General features: G+C 66.8%; 17 protein-coding genes, 1 tRNA gene and 1 pseudogene. 2 read left to right on the forward strand and 17 right to left on the reverse strand.

Going from position 1 to position 18,657, the window contains the following annotated elements:
* Positions 1-15: 15 nt before the first annotated feature.
* From AC0GNO_RS12245 to AC0GNO_RS12270, 6 genes and pseudogenes are all read right to left on the reverse strand, one after another.
* Positions 16-612 (reverse strand): chromate transporter, encoded by a 597-nt coding sequence (locus AC0GNO_RS12245; RefSeq protein ID WP_472904100.1) that lies wholly within the window; start codon positions 610-612, stop codon positions 16-18.
* Positions 609-1,226: a chromate transporter gene (locus AC0GNO_RS12250; RefSeq protein WP_472904101.1), complete on the reverse strand. Its 618-nt coding sequence runs from the start codon at positions 1,224-1,226 to the stop codon at positions 609-611. The genes AC0GNO_RS12245 and AC0GNO_RS12250 overlap by 4 nt, the downstream gene beginning before the upstream one ends.
* Before the next feature lie 63 nt (positions 1,227-1,289).
* A pseudogene (locus AC0GNO_RS12255) lies at positions 1,290-1,763 on the reverse strand (GNAT family N-acetyltransferase); the annotation flags it as partial.
* A gap of 163 nt (positions 1,764-1,926) precedes the next feature.
* The gene (gene fabG / locus AC0GNO_RS12260; RefSeq protein WP_472904102.1) at positions 1,927-2,670 is read right to left on the reverse strand and encodes a 3-oxoacyl-ACP reductase FabG; all 744 of its coding nucleotides are present in this window, start codon (positions 2,668-2,670) and stop codon (positions 1,927-1,929) included.
* Between the two features lie 84 nt (positions 2,671-2,754).
* Complete coding sequence (locus tag AC0GNO_RS12265; protein ID WP_472904103.1) at positions 2,755-4,914, reverse strand: 3-hydroxyacyl-CoA dehydrogenase NAD-binding domain-containing protein; 2,160 nt, start codon at positions 4,912-4,914, stop codon at positions 2,755-2,757.
* Between the two features lie 19 nt (positions 4,915-4,933).
* Complete coding sequence (locus tag AC0GNO_RS12270) at positions 4,934-6,139, reverse strand: acetyl-CoA C-acetyltransferase (protein ID WP_472904104.1); 1,206 nt, start codon at positions 6,137-6,139, stop codon at positions 4,934-4,936.
* A 112-nt stretch (positions 6,140-6,251) separates the two neighbouring features.
* On the opposite strand from AC0GNO_RS12270, the gene AC0GNO_RS12275 reads away from it, so the two are divergent.
* Complete coding sequence (locus tag AC0GNO_RS12275) at positions 6,252-7,406, forward strand: acyl-CoA dehydrogenase family protein (RefSeq protein ID WP_472904105.1); 1,155 nt, start codon at positions 6,252-6,254, stop codon at positions 7,404-7,406.
* Between the two features lie 67 nt (positions 7,407-7,473).
* Here AC0GNO_RS12275 and AC0GNO_RS12280 read toward each other — a convergent pair.
* Positions 7,474-7,547 (reverse strand) — tRNA-Gly (locus AC0GNO_RS12280).
* A 133-nt stretch (positions 7,548-7,680) separates the two neighbouring features.
* Between AC0GNO_RS12280 and AC0GNO_RS12285 the strand changes: the two genes are divergently transcribed.
* The gene (locus AC0GNO_RS12285) at positions 7,681-8,154 is read left to right on the forward strand and encodes an RT0821/Lpp0805 family surface protein (protein WP_177135361.1); all 474 of its coding nucleotides are present in this window, start codon (positions 7,681-7,683) and stop codon (positions 8,152-8,154) included.
* 186 nt (positions 8,155-8,340) lie between these two features.
* Here the strand turns inward: AC0GNO_RS12285 and AC0GNO_RS12290 are convergent, their stop codons facing one another.
* From AC0GNO_RS12290 to gabT, 10 genes are all read right to left on the reverse strand, one after another.
* Positions 8,341-9,819 (reverse strand): NAD-dependent succinate-semialdehyde dehydrogenase, encoded by a 1,479-nt coding sequence (locus tag AC0GNO_RS12290; protein WP_472904106.1) that lies wholly within the window; start codon positions 9,817-9,819, stop codon positions 8,341-8,343.
* 40 nt (positions 9,820-9,859) lie between these two features.
* Positions 9,860-10,144, reverse strand: a complete 285-nt coding sequence (locus AC0GNO_RS12295; RefSeq protein WP_472904107.1) for a cupin domain-containing protein — start codon at positions 10,142-10,144, stop codon at positions 9,860-9,862.
* A gap of 25 nt (positions 10,145-10,169) precedes the next feature.
* On the reverse strand, positions 10,170-11,126 hold the full coding sequence (speB, locus tag AC0GNO_RS12300; protein ID WP_472904108.1) for an agmatinase: 957 nt from the start codon (positions 11,124-11,126) through the stop codon (positions 10,170-10,172).
* 7 nt (positions 11,127-11,133) lie between these two features.
* Positions 11,134-11,739: a GNAT family N-acetyltransferase gene (locus AC0GNO_RS12305; RefSeq protein WP_472904109.1), complete on the reverse strand. Its 606-nt coding sequence runs from the start codon at positions 11,737-11,739 to the stop codon at positions 11,134-11,136.
* Between the two features lie 3 nt (positions 11,740-11,742).
* Positions 11,743-12,561: an ABC transporter permease gene (locus tag AC0GNO_RS12310; RefSeq protein ID WP_290967405.1), complete on the reverse strand. Its 819-nt coding sequence runs from the start codon at positions 12,559-12,561 to the stop codon at positions 11,743-11,745.
* A 12-nt stretch (positions 12,562-12,573) separates the two neighbouring features.
* A complete protein-coding gene (locus AC0GNO_RS12315) occupies positions 12,574-13,809 on the reverse strand; it encodes an ABC transporter permease (protein WP_472904212.1) in 1,236 nt (411 codons plus the stop codon).
* 71 nt (positions 13,810-13,880) lie between these two features.
* Positions 13,881-14,912, reverse strand: coding sequence for an ABC transporter substrate-binding protein (locus AC0GNO_RS12320; RefSeq protein WP_472904110.1), 1,032 nt, complete (start codon positions 14,910-14,912; stop codon positions 13,881-13,883).
* Between the two features lie 39 nt (positions 14,913-14,951).
* Complete coding sequence (locus tag AC0GNO_RS12325) at positions 14,952-16,034, reverse strand: ABC transporter ATP-binding protein (protein ID WP_472904111.1); 1,083 nt, start codon at positions 16,032-16,034, stop codon at positions 14,952-14,954.
* A gap of 37 nt (positions 16,035-16,071) precedes the next feature.
* The gene (locus AC0GNO_RS12330) at positions 16,072-17,259 is read right to left on the reverse strand and encodes a CaiB/BaiF CoA transferase family protein (RefSeq protein ID WP_472904112.1); all 1,188 of its coding nucleotides are present in this window, start codon (positions 17,257-17,259) and stop codon (positions 16,072-16,074) included.
* A gap of 61 nt (positions 17,260-17,320) precedes the next feature.
* Positions 17,321-18,619 carry a 4-aminobutyrate--2-oxoglutarate transaminase gene (gene gabT, locus AC0GNO_RS12335; RefSeq protein WP_472904113.1) on the reverse strand — a complete coding sequence of 433 codons (1,299 nt, stop codon included), beginning with the start codon at positions 18,617-18,619 and terminating at the stop codon, positions 17,321-17,323.
* Positions 18,620-18,657 lie beyond the last annotated feature (38 nt).

An 18,657-nucleotide genomic window follows, 5' to 3' on the forward strand; every position in this document is an offset into this window, starting at 1 on the left:
TGGGGCGCCGGCCGTTCAGACCCAGCCGAACGCGCCGAGCACCGCCCCGGTACCGATCAGCCACAGCAGGTGGATCTTGGTGCGCCACACCAGCACGGTGGCGCCCGCCGTCAGCAGCCACAGCGGCCAGTCGCGCGCGGGCACATTGTGGGCCGCGCTCAGCAGCCAGCCGGTGGCGATCAGCAGCGCGATCACGATCGGTGCCATGCCGGCCTTGAAGGCGCGCACCGCGCGCAGCTCGCGGTTGCGGTGACCCCATTGCGTTGCGGTGTAGGTGAGGATGGACGAGGGCAGCATGATCGCCACCAGTGCCACCACGACGCCCAGCAGGGCCAGCGCCCAGGCCACCCAGCCGGCCGACGGCCCACCGCCCGCGTTCAGGCCCAGGTTCCAGCCCAGCAGGGCGACGAACAGCACGTTCGGGCCGGGTGCGGCCTGCGACAGCGCGATCGACGAGGTGAACTGCGCCTCGCTCAGCCAGCCCTGTTGGCCCACCAGGTAGCGGTGCATGTCGGGCGCGGTGGTGATGGCGCCGCCCACCGCCAGCAGCGAGAGCGAGGCGAAATGCAGGAACACGTCGACCCAGTTCGCCAGCGTGGGGGCCATGGTCATTGCGCCGCTCCGGTTTCGCGCCGACCCAACACGCGATAAGCCCACAGGCAGGCCGCTCCACCCAGACCCGGCAGCACCCAGGCCAGCGGCCATCGCAGCAGGGCGATCGCCACGAAGGTGAGCGCCGCCAGGCCGATGCACACCCCGATGCCCATGGCGTTCTTGCCGAGTGCGGCGATCAGCTTGATGCCGGTGGCGGTGATGAGGCCGGCGGCCACCGCCCCCATGCCGCGCAGCGCAGCTTGTGCGGTGGCACTGTCGGCCACGCTGCCGTAGAGCGCCGCCAGCAGCAGCACGATCACCAGCGGCGCGGCCAGCATGCCGGTGAGCGCGGCCAGTGCGCCGGGCAGGCCGAAGTAGCGCCCGCCGATCATCATCGAGAGGTTAACCACGTTGGGCCCCGGCATGATCTGCGCCACGGCCCAGTCCTCCACGAACTGATCGCGCGTCATCCAGCGTTTTTTCTCCACCAGCTCGCGCTGCACCACCGCCAGCACGCCGCCAAAGCCCTGCAGGGCCAGCCAGGTGAACGACATGAAGAGGTCGGTTTTGGATCGGGGCTGGTTGGGGGCGGCGTCAATGGCCGGGTCGAGGGTGCTTGCTGGGGCGGGCATGGCTCGATTATCGGGTGCCGGGCCTGGCCTCATGAGGCGCCTGCCACGGTGGCGGCGCCAGGGTCACAGGGTGAGTTCCCAGTGTTCACCCACCAGGTCACGGCCGTAGCTGTGGTGCGCCTCACTGCCCATGAGGGTGAAGCCGCGCCGGGCGTAGATGGCGCGCGCGGCGTCGAGGTTGCGGTTGGTCCAGAGCACCATCTTGCGGTAGCCCCTGTCGCGCGCGAAAGCGATGCAATCGTCGGTCAGCCGCCCGCCCAGGCCGAGGCCGCGCGCCGCGGGCGTGAGGATCAGCAGGCGCAGCTGGGCCACCGTCTTGCTCTTGCGAACCACGAAGGCCGAACCCACGCGTTCGCCGTCGAGTTCGGCGATCCAGCCGCGCTCCCAGGCCGGGTCGTGGCGCTTCATCATGCCAGCCACGATGCTGGCTACCAGGGCTTCGAACTCGGCGTTCCAGCCGTATTCGCGCCAGTAGAGCTCGCCGTGCTGCTGGATCACCCAGCCCATGTCGCCCGGTCGCGGTTCGCGCAGGGTCACACCGGGAGGCAAAGGGTTGGTCATTTCAGTTTCCAAAGGTGGAGCCCGACCCGCCTCGAACGCCACAGCCCAACCCAGAGGCACCGCCGGGCCGGCTTCGCCGGACGGCCAGTGCCGCCCCCCTGGAGGGGGGTGACGCGAAGCGGCGCGGGGGGTGCTCCATCTATACCGACATACCGCCCGAAACCTCGATCACCGCGCCGTTGATGTAGCTCGCTTCGTCGCTCGCTAGGAAGGCGTAGACGTTGGCGATCTCCTCCGGCTGGCCCAGGCGGCGCAGCGGAACACGGTGCTCCATCTCGCTGATCACTTTCTCGGGGATGGTGCTGAGGATGGGGGTGGCGATGAAGCCCGGCGCCACGGCGTTGACGCGCACGCCCTTGGGGCCGAGTTCGCGGCTCCAGGTCTTGGTGAAGCCGATCACGCCGAACTTGGTGGCGGCGTAGTTGGTCTGGCCGAAGTTGCCGTAGATGCCCACCACCGAGCTGGCGTTGAGGATCACGCCGGCGCCCTGTTCAACCATGATGTCGGCCACGGCCTGCGCACAGTGGAAGACGCCGCGCAGGTTGACGTCGATCACACGATCGAACTGCTCCAGCGTCATCTTCTGCAGCCGCGCATCCTGCGTGATGCCGGCGTTGTTCACCAGCACGTCGATGCGGCCAAAACGCGTCAGCACCTGGCCCACCACAGCGTCGACCATCTCGCGCTGCGTCACGTCCATGACGAAGCCGGCCGCCTGGGCGCCGAGCGCCTGGCACTGCTGCACCGCTTCGTCCACCGCGGCGGGCTTCACGTCGCAGACGATGACGGTCGCGCCTTCGCGCGCGAACTTGAGCGCGGTAGCCAGGCCAATGCCTTGTGCGGCGCCGGTGATGAGGCTGATTTTTCCTTCGAGTCGTTTCATGGTTCAGGATCGTGGGTTTCGAAAAAAAAAGCCGACGGGCTTTGGCATCCGCCGGCTGCTGGGGAAAAAGTGTAGCGGCGCCGTTCAGTACACCGGCTGGTGCTGGCGGATTGCTTTCTTCACGGCATCGGTCAGTGCAAAACCCGGGCCGAACTTCGCTGCCAGTTCGGCGCAGCGTTTCTCGAACGCCTCGATGCCCATGCCGTAGATGAACTGCAGCGCGCCGCCGGTCCAGGCCGGGAAGCCGATGCCGAAGATCGAGCCGATGTTGCCGTCGTGCACGCTGGTGAGCACGCCTTCGGCCAGGCAGCGCGCCGTCTCCACCGACTGGCGGTAGAGCAGGCGGTCTTTCACGTCCTGCAGGTCCCAGGCGACCTCCGGTTTTTCGAACAGGGTCTTGAGCTGCGGCCAGAGGGTTTTCTTCTGCCCGGCGGGGTAGTCGTAGAAACCGGCGCCGGCCGCACGGCCGCTGCGGTGGAGCTGCTTCACCATGTGCTCCACCAGCGCCTCGCCCGGCGTGGTGTCGTAGTGGCGGCCTTCTTCGGCGAAGTCGGCGCGGGTCTGTTCCAGCACGTGCACCGACAGCGAGAGCGCGGTCTCGTCCAGCACGGCCAGCGGCCCCACCGGCATGCCAGCCTGCATGGCGGCGTTTTCGATCACCGGCGCCGGAATGCCTTCGCCCAGCATCGCTGCGCCTTCCATCACGAAGGTGCCGAAGGTGCGGCTGGTGTAGAAGCCGCGCGCGTCGTTCACCACGATCGGCAGCTTGCCCAGCGCCTGCACGTAGTCGTAGGCGCGGGCAATGGTCTCGTCGTCGGTCTCCTTGCCGCGGATGATCTCCACCAGCTTCATCTTGTCCACCGGGCTGAAGAAATGGATGCCGACGAACTTCTGTGGCCGCGCGCTCGCCTTGGCGAGGCCGGTGATGGGCAGGGTGGACGTGTTGCTGGCGAAGAAACCACCCTCGGCCAGCATGGGTTCGGATTCGTGCGTTACCGCGGCCTTGAGTTCGCGGTGCTCGAACACCGCCTCGATGATCAGGTCGCAACCCCGCAGGTCGGCGGTGCTCGCGGTCGGCGTGATGCGCGCGAGCAGGGCCTGCTGGTCGGCCGCGCTCATGCGGCCCTTGTCCACGCGCGGCTGCGTCACCTTCAGGCTGTTGGCCTTGCCCTTGTTGGCCGCTTCCAGGCTCACGTCTTTCAGCACGGTAGCGATGCCGCGGCTGGCCTGGGCGTAGGCGATGCCCGAGCCCATCATGCCGGCGCCCAGCAGCCCCACCTTCTGCGGCTTGTAGCGCGGCACGTCCTTGGGTCTCGACTGGCCGCCCTTGATGGCGTTCATGTTGAAGAAGAAGGTGTTGATCATGTTCCGGGCCACCGGGCCGGTCATGAGGCCGGCGAGGTAGCGGCTCTCGATGCGCATGGCGGTGTCGAAGTCCACCATGGCGCCTTCCACCATGGCGGCCAGCGCGGCCTCGGGCGCAGGGTAAAGGCCGCGGGTCTTCAGCTTGAGCACCGCTGGCGCCACGCTCAGCATGGCCGCGATCTTGGGGTTGTTCGGCGTGCCACCGTGCATCTTGTAGTCCTTGCGGTCCCACGGGTGCTGGCTGGCCTCGGGCTTGCCCTGCGCGGATTCGATGTGGGCCAGCGCGCGCGGCATCAGCTCTTCGGCCGTGGCCACCAGTTCATGGATCACGCCGATCTTCAGGCCCTCTTCGGGCCCGAAGAGCTTGCTCTCCAGGATGTAGGGCTGCGCGGCCACCAGGCCCAGCAGCCTCGTCATCTTGGTGATGCCACCGCCGCCTGGGATCAGCCCCAGCGTGATCTCGGGCAGGCCGAACTGGATCTTGGGGTTGTTCACTGCGATGCGGTGGTGGCCGACCAGCGCCACCTCCCAGCCACCGCCGAGCGCGGCGCCATTGAGGCAGCTCACCACCGGCACGCCCAGCGTTTCCAGGCTGCGGAAGCAACGTTTGATGCGCTCGATCTCGGTGAACACGCGGTGGCCGTCGGCCGCGGTCGATCGCATCACGCCCTTGAGGTCGGCGCCGGCGAAGAAGGTGCTCTTGGCCGAGGCCAGAACGATGCCCCGGATCTGCTCGCGGTCCTTGAGCACCTGGGCGGTCACGGCATCCAGATCGTCCTGCCACTGCAGGCACATGGTGTTGACGGGGGAATCTTGCTCGTCGAAGGTGATGGTGGCGACGCCGTTGGCGAGTTCGTAGCGGATGGTCTTGGTGATCATGTTGGTGTCCCCGCTCGGTTCAGATGCGCTCTACGATCGTGGCGATACCCATGCCGCCGCCTACGCAGAGCGTCGCCAGGCCGTAGCGCTTTTTCGTCCTGTGCAGCTCGTCGATCAGGGTGTTCAGGATCATCGCGCCCGTGGCGCCCAAGGGGTGACCCAGCGCAATCGCGCCCCCGTTCACGTTCACCTTCTCGTGCGGCACGCCCATCTCGCGCATGAAGCGCATGGGCACGGCGGCAAAGGCTTCGTTCACCTCGAACAGGTCGATCTGGTGAATGGTGAGGCCGGCCTTGGCCAGCGCCTTGCGTGCGGCAGGCATGGGGCCGGTGAGCATGATGGTCGGGTCCGCGCCCGAGAGCGCGACGGCCACGATGCGCGCGCGCGGTGTGAAGCCGTGGGTCTTGCCCGCGGCCTCGCTGCCGATCAGCATCGCGGCAGCGCCGTCCACGATGCCCGACGAATTGCCCGCGTGGTGCACGTGGTGGATGCGCTCCACCTGCGGGTAGCGCTGCAACGCCACGGCGTCGAAGCCCATGGCGCCGAGCTGCTCGAAGGCGGGCTTCAGACCGGCCAGGCCCGCCATGGTGGTGTGCGGTTTGATGAACTCGTCCATCGCCAGGATGGTCTGGCCCAGCGGATCTTTCACTGGCACCACCGAGTGCTGGAAATGCCCGGCGGCGCGGGCGGCCGCGGCGCGCTTCTGCGATTCGAGCGCGAAGGCGTCCACGTCTTCGCGCGTGAAGCCGTCGAGCGTGGCGATCAGGTCGGCGCCGATGCCTTGTGGCACGAACAGCGTGGCGCTGTTGGTCTCCGGGTCCTGCGCCCAGGCGCCACCGTCCGAGCCGATCGGCACGCGGCTCATGCTCTCCACGCCGCCGGCCACCACCAGGTCTTCCCAGCCGCTTTTCACCTTCATGGCGGCCATGTTCACCGCCTCCAGGCCCGAGGCGCAGAAGCGGTTGAGCTGCACGCCCGAGCAGCGCCAGTCCCAGCCGGCCTTGAGTGCGGCCACCTTGGGCAGCACCGAACCCTGTTCACCGATGGGCGAGACCACGCCCATGACCACGTCGTCCACCGCCGAGGTGTCCAGGTGGTTGCGGTGCTGCAGTTCGCGCAGCAGGCCGGCCAGCAGGTTGACCGGCTTGACCTCGTGCAGGCTGCCGTCTTTTTTGCCCTTGCCGCGCGGGGTGCGGATGGCGTCGTAAACGAAGGCTTCGCTCATGGGCTTGTCTCCTGGGGGATTTGCCCGGATGGTCGGGCCTATAAGATCAGTATAGACTTTCGCCAAGCAAATGCTTTGTATAAATCACTCCACCCGTCCGGAAGGTGACACCATGATCGACCGCAACCTGTTCAACGCCGACCACGAAGCCTTCCGCGACAGCTTTCGCCGCTTTGTGGAAAAGGAGATTACGCCCTTCCATGAGGGCTGGGAAGAGCAGGGATACGTGGACCGCGATGTCTGGCGCAAGGCCGGCGAAAACGGCTTTCTCTGCATGACCATGCCGGAGCAATACGGCGGCGCCGGTGCCGACAAGCTGTATTCGGTGGCGCAGATGGAGGAGATCGCACACGCGGGCGTGAGCGGCATCGGCTTCGGCCTGCACAGCGAGATCGTGGCGCCGTACATCCTGCACTACGGCACCGAGGCGCAGAAGCTGAAATACCTGCCGCTGCTGGCCACGGGCGAGATGGTGGGCGCCATCGCCATGAGCGAGCCCGCCGCGGGCAGCGATCTGCAGGGCGTGAAGAGCACCGCGATCAAACAACCTGACGGCAGCTACCTGCTCAACGGCAGCAAGACCTTCATCACCAACGGCTGGCACGCCGACCTGGTGATCGTGGTTGCCAAGACCGACCCGGCTGCAGGCGCCAAGGGCACGAGCCTGCTGCTGGTGGAGCAGGGCATGGCGGGCTTCAGCAAGGGCAAACGCCTGAAGAAGCTGGGCATGAAGGCGCAGGACACGTCGGAACTCTTCTTCGACAACGTCAAGGTGCCGGCGGCGAACCTGCTGGGTGGAGAAGGTAAGGGCTTCATCTGCCTCATGGAACAGTTGCCCTGGGAGCGTTTGCAGATCGCCATCGGTGCCGTGGCTGCGGCGCAAGCCGCCATCGACTGGACGGTGCAGTACGTGAAGGACCGCAAGGTTTTCGGCCAGCCCATCGCGAGCTACCAGAACACGCGCTACACACTGGCCGAACTGCAGACCGAGGTGCAGGTGGCGCGCGTGTTCGTGGACAAGTGCTGCGAGCTGATCGTGCAGGAGAAGCTCGACACCGCCACCGCCAGCATGGCCAAGTACTGGTGCAGCGATCTGCAGTGCAAGGTGATGGACGAGTGCGTGCAGCTGCACGGCGGCTACGGCTACATGTGGGAATACCCGATCACCCGGGCCTACGCCGACGCGCGCGTGCAGCGCATCTACGGCGGCACCAACGAGATCATGAAAGAGGTGATCTCGCGCAGCATGGGCCTGGGCGCACGCTGAGCCAATGACGCCCGGTGCACACCGGCCGCAGAAAAGCCAAAAGGCCCCGAGGGGCCTTTTGTGTATCTGGAGCGGGTGAAGGGAATCGAACCCTCGTATGAAGCTTGGGAAGCTGCCGTTCTACCATTGAACTACACCCGCGAAAACGCTTCGAATGATAACGCACGGGCGTGGCGCCACTCGCTGCGGCTGTTCCGGGTTCCGGAAACGCCCAGACGGACCACCGCCATGACCGATCCAGCGTCTTTCTGACACATTTTTCAAGGAGTTTCATATGCGTTTCCCCGCACGTTTTCCTGCACGACTGGTCCTCGTTGGCGCGCTCGCTGCGGCGCTGGCGGGTTGTGCTGCACCGGGTGGTCCGAACGAAACCGGCGGCATGGTCGTCGGCGGTGTGCTCGGCGGTGCCCTGGGCTCGCAGGTGGGCGGTGGCACAGGCCGCACGGCGGCCACCATCGTGGGCGCGCTGATCGGCGCCAACATCGGCGCCAACGTCGGCCGCTCCATGGACAGCACCGACCGCATGCGCACCGCGCAGGTGCTGGAAACCTCGCAGACCGGCCAGCCGACCCAGTGGGTCAACCCCGACACGCGCAACCAGTACACCGTGACGCCCACGCGCACCTATGAATCGGCTGGCGCGCCCTGCCGCGAATACACCATGCGGGCGATCGTGGGCGGCCGGCCCGACGACGTCTACGGCCGGGCCTGCCGGCAGCCCGATGGCAGCTGGCAGGTGGTGAACTGATCAGCGCCGAATCGAGCACCGATCTTCCCTGTGTGACCGGTCGACTCCGGAGCGCGCATCGCCGCAAACGGAAGTTCCTCCGCCCAGGGGCGACAAGGGTCCGGCTCCGCCGGCCCGAGGCGCTGTCCCCCTCCAAGCCGAAGGCGCAAGAGAGGGGGAAGCCGCGTCAGCGGCGCAGGGGGTGTTTTATTTGAGGATGTCGCCGAGGCAGAGGTACTTGATCTCGACGTAGTCGTCCATGCCATGGTGCGAGCCTTCGCGGCCCAGGCCGGATTGCTTCACGCCGCCGAAGGGCACGTGCTCGGTGGCCAGGATGCCGACGTTGATGCCGACCATGCCGTACTCCAGCGCTTCGGCCACGCGGTAGATGCGGCCGATGTCGCGGCTGTAGAAGTAGCTGGCCAGACCGAACTCGGTGTTGTTGGCCGCGTCGATGGCTTCCTGTTCGGTGCTGAACTTGAACACCGGGGCGAAGGGGCCGAAGGTTTCTTCTTTCGCGCACAGCATGTCGGCGGTCGCGTCGGCCACCACGGTGGGCTCGAAGAACTGGCCCGCCAGGCGCTTGCCACCGGCCACCACACGCCCGCCCTTGGCCACGGCGTCGTCCACGTGGCGCTGCACCTTGACCAGCGCGGCTTCTTCGATCAGCGGCCCTTGATTCACGCCCTCTTCAAAGCCGTTGCCGACCTTGGCGGTTTTCACCTTGGCTGCGAACTTTTCGACGAACTCGTCGTACACACCCTCCTGCACGTACAGCCGGTTCGAGCAGACGCAGGTCTGGCCCGCATTGCGGTACTTGCTGGCGAAAGCGCCTTCCACCGCGCTGTCGATGTCGGCGTCGTTGAACACGATGAAGGGCGCGTTGCCGCCGAGTTCGAGCGACATCTTCTTCACCGTCGGCGCGCTTTGCGCCATCAGGATGCGGCCCACTTCGGTGGAGCCGGTGAAGCTGATGTGGCGCACCACGTCGCTGGCGCAGATCACTTTGCCGACGGCGATGGAGTTCTGGTCGTCGGCCGTGATCATGTTCAGCACACCGGCCGGGATGCCGGCGCGGATGGCCAGCTCGGCGGCGGCCAGCGCGGTCAGCGGCGTGAGTTCGGCGGGCTTGATGATCACCGTGCAACCAGCGGCCAGCGCGGGCGCGACCTTGCGCGTGATCATGGCGAGCGGAAAGTTCCAGGGCGTGATGGCCGCGCAGACGCCGATGGGCTGCTTGAGCACCATCAGGCGGCGGTTGTTGTCGAACTGCGGCAGGGTCTCGCCGTTGACGCGCTTGGCCTCTTCGGCGAACCACTCGACGAAGCTCGCGCCGTAGGCCACTTCGCCCTTGGCTTCGGCCAGCGGCTTGCCCTGCTCGGCGGTCATGATGCGGCCCAGGTCGTCCTGGTTGGCCATGAGCAGGTCGTACCACTTGCGCAGGATGATGCTGCGCTCCTTGGCGGTCTTGCCCTTCCAGCCGGCCCAGGCGGCGTTGGCGGCGGCGATGGCTTTCTCGGCATCGGCCGGGCCGAGGTTGGCCACGTCGGCGAGCTTCTGGCCGGTGGCGGGGTCGAGCACGTCAAAGCGGCTGCTGCCTTTCACCCACTCGCCGTTGATCAGCGCGTCGGTCTTCAGCAGGGTAGGGTCTTTGAGCAGGGCCAGGGGGGAGGTCTTCATGTCCATGGGATGTCTCTTCGTCAGGTTGTGATGCAAAAGGGCGGGTTCAGCGCATTTCAATTTCCACGAACACGACTTCGTGTCCGGTGGGGTTGATGACGTTGTGCTCCACGCCCACGTTCCGGGTGTAGGACTGGCCCGGTGTCAGCGGCGCCGTGCGGTTGCCATCGGGCGTTTCCAGCAGGAGTTCGCCGCCGGTCATGGGCACGACCACATAGTCGTGCGCGTGGCGGTGCCAGCCCGTTTCCGCGCCCGGCGCAAAACGCCACTCGGTGACGATAACGCGTTCATTGGAGATCTGCACGGTGGGGACGGCTTGTGGGCGACTCATGGGGTCTTCCTGGTGACAACGGGGTTCAGCGGTAGGCCACGCCGGGCAACACGCACAGCATTTCAAACAGCAGGTTGGCGCCGAGCAGGGCGGTGTTGCCGCTGGTGTCGTAGGCGGGAGAGACTTCGACCAGGTCGCAGCCCACCAGGTTCAGCCCGCGGCAGCCGCGCACGATCTCCAGCGCCTGTGGCACGGTGAGGCCACCGATCTCGGGCGTGCCGGTGCCGCCGGCGTAGGCCGGATCGATGCCGTCGATGTCGAAGCTGAGGTAGGTGGGCGTGTCCGGGCCGATCTTTTCGCGGATCTGCACCATCAAGGGCGCCAGGCTGGTCCACCAGACTTCGTGTGCCGGCACCACGGTGAAGCCCTGCTGGCGCGGCCAGTCAAAGTCTTCGGCCGAATAACCGCTGCCGCGCAGGCCGATCTGCCAGACCTTGTCGCCGATCAGCAGTCCTTCTTCCACCGCGCGGCGGAACGGTGTGCCGTGCGCGATGGCTTCGCCAAACATGTCGGGGTTCACATCGGCGTGCGCGTCCACGTGGATCAGCGCCACCGGGCCGTGTGTCACCTTCATGGCGCGCAGGATCGGCAGCGCGATGGTGTGGTCACCGCCGAGCGTGAGCGGGATACAGCCGGCCGCGATGATGGGGCGGTAGTGCTGCTCGATGAGGTCCACCGACTTCAGCAGGTTGTAGGTGTTGATCGCCACGTCGCCGAGGTCGGCCACCTGCAGCGCGTCGAAGGGCGCGGCACCGGTCGCCATGTTGTAGGGGCGGATCAGGCAGGACTCGGCGCGGATCTGGCGCGGGCCGAAACGGGCGCCCGGGCGGTGGCTGGTGCCGGTGTCGAGCGGCACGCCGATGAAGCCGGCGTTGAGACCTGTCGCCGATGTGGCGACGGGCAGCCGCATCATGCTGGCCAGGCCGCCGAAGCGCGGCATGGCATTGCCGCCCAGCGGCTGGTTGAAAGCGGTTTCGCTCATGGCGTTCTCAGGTTCGGGGGCGCGTCAGCTGGTGGGTCAGGTGCGCTTTCACCGTCGGCCATTCGCTGGCCACGATGCTGTAGACGCAGGTGTCGCGCAGCGCGCCGTTCGCATCGGGGTGGCGGTTGATCTGGTGCGAGCGCAGCACGCCGTCCAGTTTGGCGCCCAGTCGTTCGATGCCGCGCCGGCTCGGGTGGTTGAAGAAGTGCGTGCGGAATTCGACCGCGATGCAGTCCAGCACCTCGAAGGCGTGCGCCAGCAGCAGTCGCTTGCATTCGGTGTTGAGCGGGCTGCGCTGCACGGCCGTCCGGTACCAGGTGGAGCCGATCTCGACGCGGCGGTTGGCGGCGTCGATGTTCATGTAAGTCGTCATGCCCACGGCCTTGCCGCTGGCGTTCAGCACCGCGAACGGCAGCATGCTGCCGGTCTTCTGCAGGCCCAGGCGGCGGTCGATTTCGGCAGCCATGCCTTCGGGCGTGGGGATGGCGGTGTACCAGAGCTTCCAGAGTTCGCCGTCGCGCACGGCCTCGACCAGGTCGTCGTGGTGCTCAGGGCGCAAGAGCACCAGCTTCGCGTGCAGGCCGGTCAGGGTGGTGTCGGTGGTGAAGGGCATGGACTATTTTCTTCTGCCGCGCAGCCACTCCAGCGTCAGCATCAGCGCGGTCGTGAACAGGATCAGCAGCGTGGCCACGGCGGCGATGGTGGGCGAGATGTTTTCGCGGATGCCAGTGAACATCTGGCGCGGCAGCGTGACCTGCTCCGGGCCGGCGAGGAACAGCGTGACCACGACCTCGTCGAACGAGGTGGCGAAGGCGAACAGCGCGCCCGAGATCACGCCAGGGGCGATGACCGGCAGCGTGACGCGGAAGAAGGTCTCCAGCGGGCTCGCGCCCAGGCTCAGGCTGGCCTTCACCAGGTTGTGGTTGAAGCTCTGCAGCGTGGCCAGCACGGTCGTCACGACAAAGGGTGCACCGAGCGCGGCGTGCACGATGACGAGGCCCAGGTAGGTGTCGTTCAGCCCCCACTTGGCAAAGTACAGGTAGCTGCTCACCCCCACCACCACGATCGGCACCACCATGGGCGCGATCAGCAGGCTGGTGATGAAGCCCTTGCCGAAGAATTTGGTGTTGGCCAGGCCCATGGCCGCCAGCGTGCCGAGCACGGTGGCCAGCAGGGTGGCGAGGGGCGCGACGATGAAGCTGTTCTTCGCGGCGCGGATCCAGTCGTCGGAATGGAACATCTCGCGGTACCACTGCAACGACCAGCCTTCGATGGGGTAGGCGAGGAACGAACTGTCGCTGAACGACAGCGGGATGATCACCACCACCGGCAGCAGCAGGTAGACGATCACACCGATGCCGGCGCCGCGCAGGGCGAACCAGCCGAGCTTGTCGAGCAGGTTGTAGTAGGCGGGGAAGACGGGCAACAACTTCATGACGGATTCCTGTTACCCGAGGCTCAGCTCGGCTTTGGAGACCTTGCGGTACAGCGCGTAGAGCACCATGGTGGCGGTCAGCAGCACACCACCGAGCGCGCAGGCCATGCCCCAGTTGACTTCGACATTGGTGTACTGCGCCACGTAGTAGCTCAGCATCTGGTCGGCCGGTCCACCGAGCAGGGCGGGCGTCACGTAGTAGCCGATGCAGGTGATGAAGACCAGCAGGCCGCCCGCGGCCACACCGGGGTAGGTCTGCGGCAGGTAGACGCGGAAGAAGCCGGCCAGTGGCGGGCTGCCCAGCGAGATGGCCGCACGCAGGTAGTTGGGTGGCACCGATTTCATGACGCTGTACAGCGGCAGGATCATGAAGGGCAGCAGGATGTGCACCATGGCGATGATTACGCCCAGGCGGTTGAACAGCAGGGGAATGGGGGTGTCGGTCGCACCGACCCAGATCAGGAAGCGGTTGACCAGGCCGTTGTTCTGCAGCAGCACGATCCAGGCGGCGATGCGCACCAGCACCGAGGTCCAGAAGGGCAGCAGCACGAGGATCAGCAGCACGTTGGCCTTGCGCGCCGAGAGCGTGCTGAGCCAGTAGGCGAGCGGATAGCCCAGCAGCAGGCAGAAGAACGTCACCACGGCGCTCATCTGGAAGGTGCGGCCCAGGATGTCGCTGAAGGCGGCTTCTTCGGCGCCCACGCGCTCGATGTCGCCTTGGGCGTTGCGTTTGAAATCGAGCGCGGCAAGCAGGTAGTCGGGCGTCCAGCGCGAGCTGTTCTTGGCGATGGTCTGCCAGTAGGGCAGTTCTTCCCAGCGCGCGTCGTGTTCGATGAGCTTGGCGCGAGCCTCTTCGGGTGTGAGGTTGTCGCCCAGCGGCAGGGCGCGGTAGGTGCCCATGACCAGCGAACGGGCGCCGGCCACCTCGCTGTTGAGGCGGCGGGCCAGTATGCCGGCCTGGGCGGTTTCTTCGATGCTGCCCATGTCGGCCAGGATGGCGGCGTAGGCGGCGGCCGGTGGCGGGCTCTCGCGGTCCCAGTCGTCCAGCGCCTGCCCCGTGCGGGGCAGGACGTCGGCCACTTCGGGATTTTCAACCGCCCGCACCAGCAGGGAACCCAGCGGAACCAGAAAAAACACCAGCAGAAAGACCAGCAGGGGCATGGTCAGTGCCAGGGCGCGCAGCTTCCTGCGCCGTTCGGCGCGGTGCAGCTGCGCGGCGAGGCTTCCCCCCGCCAGGGCCTGACCCATGCTCCCTGCCGGAGCGGATCGTTCCAGGGCGGCCCCTGCGAACGGCTGGAGATCGGTTCCGCTGGTGCTCATCACTGCGCTGCCCAGGCGGAGAAGCGCTTCTCCAGGGCTTCACCCTGGTCGGCCCAGAAGCCGATGCCGAACTGCAGCGCGTCCTTGCTGTTGGCAGGCGAGGTGGGCAGCAGGCCCAGGACCTTGGCGTCGAGCTTGGTCAGGGCCTTGTTGTTGGTCGGGCCGTAGCTGATGTTCTTGGCGTATTCGGCCTGCGCGTCGGGCGAGCTGGCCATGGCGATGAACTTCAGGGCCGCTTCCTTGTTGGGCGTGCCCTTGGGCATGACCCAGTAGTCCAGGTCGTAGATGCCGCCGGTCCAGGTGATCTTGAGGTTCTTGCCTTCGCGCTGGGCGGCGTCGATGCGGCCGTTGTAGGCGGTGGTCATGGCCACGTCACCGGCGACCAGGAACTGCGGCGGCTGCGCGCCGGCTTCCCACCACTGGATGTTGGGCTTGAGTTCGGTCAGCTTCTTGAACGCGCGATCGGCACCGTCCTTGGTGGCCAGCACCTTGTAGACGTCGGCGGTCTTGACGCCGTCGGCCATCAGGGCGAATTCGAGGTTGTAGCGGGCGCCCTTGCGCATGCCGCGTTTGCCGGGGAATTTCTTCACGTCCCAGAAATCGGCCCAGGTGGTGGGCGCGGTCTTGAGCTTGTCGCCGTCGTAGGCCATCACGGTGGACCACACGAAGGTGCCGACGCCGCACTCGTGCACGGCGGCTTTCTGGAAGTCGGCCTTGTTGCCGACCTTGGCCCAGTCCATCTTCTCGAACAGGCCTTCGTCACAGCCGCGGCTCAGGTCCGGGCTCTCGACTTCGACCACGTCCCAGGTGACCTTCTTGGCTTCGACCATGGCCTTGATCTTGGCCTGTTCGCCGTTGTATTCCACGGCGGTGATCTTGCCGCCACCGGCTTTCTCGAAGGCCTCGAAGTAGGCCTTCTTCTGGGCGGCACCGTTGGCGCCACCGAAGTTGACGACGGTGAGCTGGCTCTGGGCCATCACCGGCAGGGCGACCATCAGGGCCGCGGCCAACAGAACAGGTTTGAGTTTCATGGGGCTTATCTCCAGGGGTTGAGGAACGGGGAAACAGGTTCAGCGGTATATGCGCAGGTGTTCGGGCGGGATGTGCAGGTGGACGGCCTGGCCGGCGTCCATGTGGCCCAGGTGCTGCAGCGGCACCTTGACGCTGATCTCCGGCTGGCCGCTGACCTGGCAGCGCAGGCGCAGGTGGTCGCCGAAATAGATCACGTCGCCGATGGCCGCGCCCAGGCGGTTGACGGTCGGGCCGCTGCCGTTGACCACGGTGATGCGTTCGGGCCGCACGCTGCACTGCACGGTCTCACCGGCCTGCGCCTGGTTGACGTTGACGCCGGTCAGTCGCGTGCCGTCGGCGAGCGCCACCTCGCAGTGTTCGCCCGTGGTCTGCACCACCTGGGCGTCGAGCACCGAGTTGTCGCCCACGAAGCTGGCGACGAAACGGTTGGACGGTGTTTCGTACAAGCGGTCGACCTGGTCGATCTGCTGGATCACGCCTTCGCTGAACACCGCCACGCGGTCGGACATGGTGAGCGCTTCCGACTGGTCGTGCGTCACGTAGACGAAGGTCACGCCCAGGCGGCGGTGCAGCGCCTTGAGTTCCAGCTGCATGTGTTCGCGCAACTGTTTGTCGAGCGCGCCCAGTGGTTCGTCCATCAGCACCAGCTGCGGGTCGAACACCAGCGCGCGGGCCAGCGCCACGCGCTGCTGCTGGCCGCCCGAGAGCTGACCCGGAAAGCGGCTGCCCATGTGGCCCATCTGCACCATGTCGAGCGCGCGCTTGACCTTGGCTTCGACGTCGGCCTTGCCGAGCTTGCGCACGGTGAGCGGGTAGGCGATGTTGTCGGCCACCGTCATGTGCGGGAACAGGGCGTAGTTCTGGAACACCATGCCGAAGTTGCGCTTGTGCGGCGGCGTGCGCGTGATGGGCACGCCGTTCAGGCTGATCTCACCCGAAGTCGGCGACTCGAAGCCCGCGAGCATCATCAGCGTGGTGGTCTTGCCCGAGCCCGAGGGACCGAGCAGCGAGAGGAATTCACCCTTCTGGATCTCCAGGTTCAGGTCCCGGACCACCAGGGTGTGGCCATCGTAGGTTTTCTGCACACCGGTGAAGGTGACGAGTGCGTTGGGGGTGGTCATGGGCGCGATCGGGTCGGAAAAGTGGACTGAAAGAGATTCAGGACTGGTCATGCAACCATCGTGCCTGGTGGGCGCCGAGGGCGGGTGGCGGCAGGTCAGCGACGGGGCGTTGCCCGTCCAGCACCATCGGATTGGCGATCATGGGTGGCACTGTGGCACTTTCGGGCCTTGTGCGCAAACCGCGCGCCGCCACATGCGGATGCGCCATCACCTGGGCGATGTCGAGGATCGGTGAGCAAGGCACGCCCGCGGCATCCAGCCGTTGCACCCAGTCGGCGGTGTCGCGCTGCAGCGTCCAGCCGGTGAGCAGTGGCACCAGCGTGGCCCGGTGCTCCACCCGCGCGGGGTTGGTCGAGAAGCGTGCGTCGCGCGAGACTTCCGGGTGGTCGCAGGCTTCACAGAAGCGGGCGAACTGGCCGTCGTTGCCCACAGCGAGCACCATGTGGCCGTCCCGGGTGGGGAACACCTGGTAGGGCACGATGTTCGGGTGCGCGTTGCCCATGCGGGTGGGTGTCTTGTCGCCAATCAGCTGGTTGCTCGCCTGGTTGGCCAGCATGGCGACCTGCACATCGAACAGCGCCGCGTCGATGTGGCGCCCCTTGCCGGTGCGTGCGCGTTCGTGCAGCGCCGCGAGGATGGCGGTGGTGGCGTACACACCCGTCATCAGGTCCGTCACGGCCACGCCCACCTTCTGCGGCTCTTCGCCTTTGTTGCCGGTGATGCTCATCAGCCCCGCTTCGGCCTGGATCGCGAAGTCGTAACCGGCCTTGTGCGCCAGCGGGCCGTTCTGGCCGTAGCCGGTGATCGAGCAGTAGATCAGGCGCGGGTTGATGGCCTGCAGGCTGGTGGCGTCGAGCCCGTACTTGGCGAGCTGGCCGACCTTGTAGTTCTCGATCAGCACGTCCGCTTCGCGCGCCAGTTCGCGCACCTGCTGGATGCCTTCGGCGCTGGCGATGTCGATCGCCACCGAACGTTTTCCACGGTTGGCGCAGACGAAATACGCGGCCACGCGCCCGGCGCCTTCGCCCCACCAGGGCGGGCCCCAGCTGCGCGTGTCGTCACCGGCACCGGGGCGCTCCACCTTCAGGACTTCGGCGCCGTAGTCGGCCAGCAGCTGACCGGCCCAGGGACCGGCGAGCACACGCGAGAGGTCGAGCACGCGCACGCCCGCGAGCGGGCGTGGCGCCACGCTGCTTGCGCCGTCGGGGGGCTGATCGTTTCTCATTGGGATACCTTCGCCCTGCGGGCTGCGGTGCGAGCTTGCTTGGGGCGGCCCGGCGCGGCGCTCATGCGCCTTGCAGCGCGTCGAGCGAGGCAGCAATGATCGCCAGGCCTTCGTCCAGCACCGCATCGCTGGCGGTCAGCGGCACCAGGATGCGCACCACGTTGCCGTAGGTGCCGCAGGTCAGGATGATCAGGCCGCGTTTCGTGGCTTCGGCGGCGAGGGCCTTGGTGAGGTCGGCGTCGGGCTGGTGCACGTCGCCGTTCTTGCACAGCTCCATGGCGACCATGGCGCCCAGGCCGCGCACGTCGGCGATGCAGTTGTGTTTCTTCGCCAGCGTCTGCAGGCTCGCGGTGATGCGCGCGCCGACGTCGCGGCTGCGCTGCAGCAGGTCGTGTTTTTCGAACTCGTCCAGCACGGCCAGGGCCGCGGCACAGGCCATCGGGCTGCCGGCGTAGGTGCCGCCCAGGCCGCCCGCGGCGGGCGCGTCCATCACTTCGGCGCGACCGACCACGGCAGAGATCGGGAAACCGCCGGCCATGGACTTGGCCAGGGTGATCAGGTCGGGCGCGATGCCGCTCTGCTCGCAGGCGAACCAGGTGCCGGTGCGGCCGGCGCCGGTCTGCACTTCGTCGCAGATCATCAGGATGCCGTGCTGGTCGCACAGCGCGCGCAGGCGCTGCATCAGCTCGGGCGGCGCGACGTTGAAGCCGCCTTCGCCCTGCACCGGCTCGATGATGATGGCCGCCACGCGGCTGGCTTCGATGTCGTTCTTGAGGATGGATTCGACCGAGGCGATCGCATCGTCCACGCTCACGCCGTGCAGCGCGTTCGGGAAGCGGGCGTGGAAGATCTCGCCCGGGAACGGACCGAAGCCGGTCTTGTAGGGCGCGACCTTGCCGGTCATGCCCAGGGTCAGCAGGGTGCGGCCGTGGTAGCCACCGGTGAAGGCGATCACGCCCGAGCGGCCGGTGTGGGCGCGCGCGATCTTGATCGCGTTTTCCACCGCTTCGGCGCCGGTGGTGAGGAACAGCGTCTTTTTGGCGAAGTCGCCCGGGGCCTTGGCGTTCAGGCGTTCGGCCAGTTCCACGTAGGGCTCGTAGGCCAGCACCTGGAAGCAGGTGTGGGTGTATTGGTCGAGCTGGGCCTTCACGGCCTCGATCACGGCCGGGTTGCGGTGGCCGGTGTTGAGCACGGCGATGCCGCCGGCGAAGTCGATGTAGCGGCGGCCTTCCACGTCCCAGATCTCGGCGTTTTCGCCCCTGGCGATGAAGATCTGGTGGCTGTGGCCGACGCCGCGGGGGATGGCGGCCTGGCGGCGGGCCATGAGCATGGCGTTGGTGGCTTGGGATTCGCGTTGCATACAGTGGGCTCCGATCGTGAAGAAATTTCAGACTGGGG

The sequence above is a fragment of the Hydrogenophaga sp. L310 genome, assembly GCF_055703065.1.

What these genes read in the sequence shown, in the direction of transcription:
- fabG (WP_472904102.1), bottom strand. Translation starts at nt 2,670, where the DNA reads ATGAAACGACTCGAAGGAAAAATCAGCCTCATCACCGGCGCCGCACAA.
- gabT (WP_472904113.1), bottom strand. Translation starts at nt 18,619, where the DNA reads ATGCAACGCGAATCCCAAGCCACCAACGCCATGCTCATGGCCCGCCGC.
- AC0GNO_RS12315 (WP_472904212.1), bottom strand. Translation starts at nt 13,809, where the DNA reads ATGGGTCAGGCCCTGGCGGGGGGAAGCCTCGCCGCGCAGCTGCACCGC.
- AC0GNO_RS12270 (WP_472904104.1), bottom strand. Translation starts at nt 6,139, where the DNA reads ATGAGCGAAGCCTTCGTTTACGACGCCATCCGCACCCCGCGCGGCAAG.
- AC0GNO_RS12320 (WP_472904110.1), bottom strand. Translation starts at nt 14,912, where the DNA reads ATGAAACTCAAACCTGTTCTGTTGGCCGCGGCCCTGATGGTCGCCCTG.
- AC0GNO_RS12245 (WP_472904100.1), bottom strand. Translation starts at nt 612, where the DNA reads ATGACCATGGCCCCCACGCTGGCGAACTGGGTCGACGTGTTCCTGCAT.
- AC0GNO_RS12330 (WP_472904112.1), bottom strand. Translation starts at nt 17,259, where the DNA reads ATGAGAAACGATCAGCCCCCCGACGGCGCAAGCAGCGTGGCGCCACGC.
- AC0GNO_RS12265 (WP_472904103.1), bottom strand. Translation starts at nt 4,914, where the DNA reads ATGATCACCAAGACCATCCGCTACGAACTCGCCAACGGCGTCGCCACC.
- speB (WP_472904108.1), bottom strand. Translation starts at nt 11,126, where the DNA reads ATGAGCGAAACCGCTTTCAACCAGCCGCTGGGCGGCAATGCCATGCCG.
- AC0GNO_RS12295 (WP_472904107.1), bottom strand. Translation starts at nt 10,144, where the DNA reads ATGAGTCGCCCACAAGCCGTCCCCACCGTGCAGATCTCCAATGAACGC.
- AC0GNO_RS12305 (WP_472904109.1), bottom strand. Translation starts at nt 11,739, where the DNA reads ATGCCCTTCACCACCGACACCACCCTGACCGGCCTGCACGCGAAGCTG.
- AC0GNO_RS12275 (WP_472904105.1), top strand. Translation starts at nt 6,252, where the DNA reads ATGATCGACCGCAACCTGTTCAACGCCGACCACGAAGCCTTCCGCGAC.
- AC0GNO_RS12325 (WP_472904111.1), bottom strand. Translation starts at nt 16,034, where the DNA reads ATGACCACCCCCAACGCACTCGTCACCTTCACCGGTGTGCAGAAAACC.
- AC0GNO_RS12285 (WP_177135361.1), top strand. Translation starts at nt 7,681, where the DNA reads ATGCGTTTCCCCGCACGTTTTCCTGCACGACTGGTCCTCGTTGGCGCG.
- AC0GNO_RS12290 (WP_472904106.1), bottom strand. Translation starts at nt 9,819, where the DNA reads ATGGACATGAAGACCTCCCCCCTGGCCCTGCTCAAAGACCCTACCCTG.
- AC0GNO_RS12250 (WP_472904101.1), bottom strand. Translation starts at nt 1,226, where the DNA reads ATGCCCGCCCCAGCAAGCACCCTCGACCCGGCCATTGACGCCGCCCCC.
- AC0GNO_RS12310 (WP_290967405.1), bottom strand. Translation starts at nt 12,561, where the DNA reads ATGAAGTTGTTGCCCGTCTTCCCCGCCTACTACAACCTGCTCGACAAG.